Raw genomic sequence first — 2,723 nt, 5'->3', positions numbered from 1 at the left:
TTTGCTATTCATAGGCGCTCAAATGTTCGCCCGCATGCTGACACTTAGCGGCTTAGTCACAGAGATAAGCCAGTTCATGGCAACGCTAAACGTACCTCCTCTATTAGTCGTTGCAGGCATGATGCTTATTCTTATGATTTTGGGTACTTTCCTTGATATCATTTCTATCATGTTGATTACCATGCCCATTTTTCTTCCTGTCATTGATGTGTTGGGCTTTGATTTAATTTGGTTTGGCGTTATGGCTACGATATCTATCGAAACTGGAATGTTGACACCTCCCTTCGGGATGGTGGTATTTGTGGTGAAATCAACTCTTGGTGATTTGGTAAGTTTGGAAGATATATATATAGGTTCTTTGCCATTTTTACTTACGCTGTTTTTAACAATTGCAATTCTGTTGTTCTTCCCGAAAATATCTACTTGGCTGCCAAGCTTTTTGTAGATGGACAATTATATGGAGCTGAATGGGGAAAGTTTAAAAGTTAGTTAAAACTTAGCTGGAGATAGAAGGGACAACCTTTATATAGAGTGGTAACAATGACAATGTGCAAATAGTTGATTGCTATTTGTTTTAAGTGCGATGCAGGTTTTGGCTTGTGGAGTAAGTTGGGTTTGGTTTACCACGATTTGCCTGAAGCGTGAAAGGAGCGCAGCCGTGGAAAAAGAGATGCGAAGAATGAGTCTCAAGCAAGCAGATCGGATAGAAATAACTACCTTGGTGGATAGTTATACGGAAATATTCATGAAGAGCACAGAATTTGTTAAAAGAAATCCTTTAATTCAGGAAGGGGATATTTGTTTACCCTTGCTAGCCGAACATGGTTTGTCATGGTTGATTGATATATATGAAGGTTCTAACCACCACCAGATCATGCTTGATGCTGGTTGGACTGACATCCCTATCCCTTATAATATAAAAAATATGGGGACAAATTTAGACAATGTAGAAGCATTGGTGCTAAGCCATGGCCATTTAGATCATTACGGCGGCATATTCGGATTATATAGAGATGGGATAATACCAAAAGAAGCGACATTTGTTGCCCATCCCGATGCCTTTAATAGAAGGGTGATCAAGCTGCCTACCGGCACAAATTTTATGATGCCCCATATGAAAAAATACCCACTAGAGGGCCTTGGTGTAACGATTCATGAAAATAAAGAGCCAGTTCTTTTGGCTGATGGATTTGCGTTAGTCACCGGCGAAGTTGAAAGAGTGACTGATTTTGAAATCTCTTTGCCTGAACAGTGGAAATATGAGGATGGAGAAATAAGGCCGGACCATGATACTTTGGATGACCAAGGTATTATATTCAATGTAAAAGATAAGGGTTTGGTAGTTTTGCAATCGTGTAGCCATTCCGGAATTATTAACAATATCCTATATGCCAAGAAACTTACTGGACAAAATACGGTATATGCTGTGTTGGGTGGGTTGCACTTATCCGGACATTGGGAAAGTAGAACACCAGCTACAATAGCGGAGATAAAAAAGGAACAGCCAGCGCTGTTAGTCGCCACTCACTGTACTGGGTGGAACTCCATGTTGGCCTTCCAAAGGGAAATGCCCGAGGAATTCTCTGCCAATAGTGTCGGGGCAAAAATTTGCCTATAGTATTTTAATTGTAAGGTGAAGTGATATTTTTATAGGGGACTAAGTAGTAATGATAAAGAGTGTTTTGCAATTAAAAAATTGCTGGTTTTGAGGAGAAAGATATCTAGTTGCATGACAACACAAGCTTGTGTGTAAAAGTTTTGGAGTATGGGGGCTGCAAATGCTCCTACACGGCAATCCATAACTTCGCATAGAAAGGGGTTAAGACATGAAAATCCAAGCAGGGCCCGTGGAAAAATTCGCCGATGTTCCAGGAACCGGTCTGATCGAAGGACCGGCCTGGGTTCCCGAGGACGGCCATCTCTATTTTGTTGAAATCGAGGCTGGGTTGATTTCCCGCATAACTCCAGACGGTTCATATGAGCAGTTCCTTGACATCGGTGCCCCAGACGACTTGATGGGCCCCAACGGCATGATTTATGACGAAAAGGCCCAAAAACTGCTTATTGCGCACCGTGACAAAGGGATCGTATCGCTTGATCCCAAGACCAAAGAGCTTGAAGTCATCGTGGGGGACTACCATGGGAAAAAGTTTAATGGTCCTAACGACCTGATCATAGACTATGCTGGCAACATTTATTTTTCCGATCCCTGGGGAACGAGTGTTTCCAACCGCACCGGAGCAGTTTACCGGGTCGATGGCGAGACTGGGGAAATCATTCCCTTTATGGGAAATCTCGCTTTCCCCAACGGCGTGCTCATTTCTCCGGATGGTCAGTTCATCTATGTCGTTGAATTTGGCACCAATCGCCTATTGAGAGCCATGCTCCTGGATGGAGGGAAATCCCACGTGTTTCTCCACGCGTTCACCTATTTCACTGGTGGGTTCGGTGTGGACAGCATGGGCATGGATGCGGCCGGCAACCTTTACATAGCAAGCTTCGGCGGCGGTAGGGTCTTTGTGGTGGAGCCCGTCAGGGGAGATATCATCGAAACCATCGAATTCCCAGGACTTGGCACGGACAACGCCCGGTTTGGCGGCCCTGAAAACAAGACCCTTTTCGTGACCGACGGACTGGAGAAAGTGATCTGGAAGGTGGAGGTTGCCATCCCCGGCATGCCAATTCCTGGTCCGTCTCCAAAGGGATAACGCATCGTTAGGTCT

The 2,723-nt window shown here is 44.4% G+C and carries 3 protein-coding genes; all 3 read left to right on the top strand.

Annotation, left to right across the window (positions count from 1 at the left end):
- On the top strand, positions 1-445 hold a 445-nt coding region (locus KKA81_17395), incomplete at its 5' end, for a TRAP transporter large permease subunit (protein MBU2652705.1).
- A gap of 213 nt (positions 446-658) precedes the next feature.
- Entirely contained in the window at positions 659-1,618 is a 960-nt protein-coding gene (locus KKA81_17390; protein ID MBU2652704.1) for an MBL fold metallo-hydrolase, read from the top strand.
- A gap of 208 nt (positions 1,619-1,826) precedes the next feature.
- On the top strand, positions 1,827-2,708 hold the full coding sequence (locus KKA81_17385; GenBank protein MBU2652703.1) for an SMP-30/gluconolactonase/LRE family protein: 882 nt from the start codon (positions 1,827-1,829) through the stop codon (positions 2,706-2,708).
- Positions 2,709-2,723 lie beyond the last annotated feature (15 nt).

The organism is Bacteroidota bacterium, assembly GCA_018831055.1.
GTDB lineage: Bacteria > Bacteroidota > Bacteroidia > Bacteroidales > B18-G4 > M55B132.
Note: the sequence above shows the minus strand (reverse complement) of the source record. Positions and strands in the feature narration are given on the sequence as shown.

Excerpts from the sequence above, each read along its gene's own strand:
- KKA81_17385 (MBU2652703.1), top strand. The coding sequence starts at position 1,827 with ATGAAAATCCAAGCAGGGCCCGTGGAAAAATTCGCCGATGTTCCAGGA.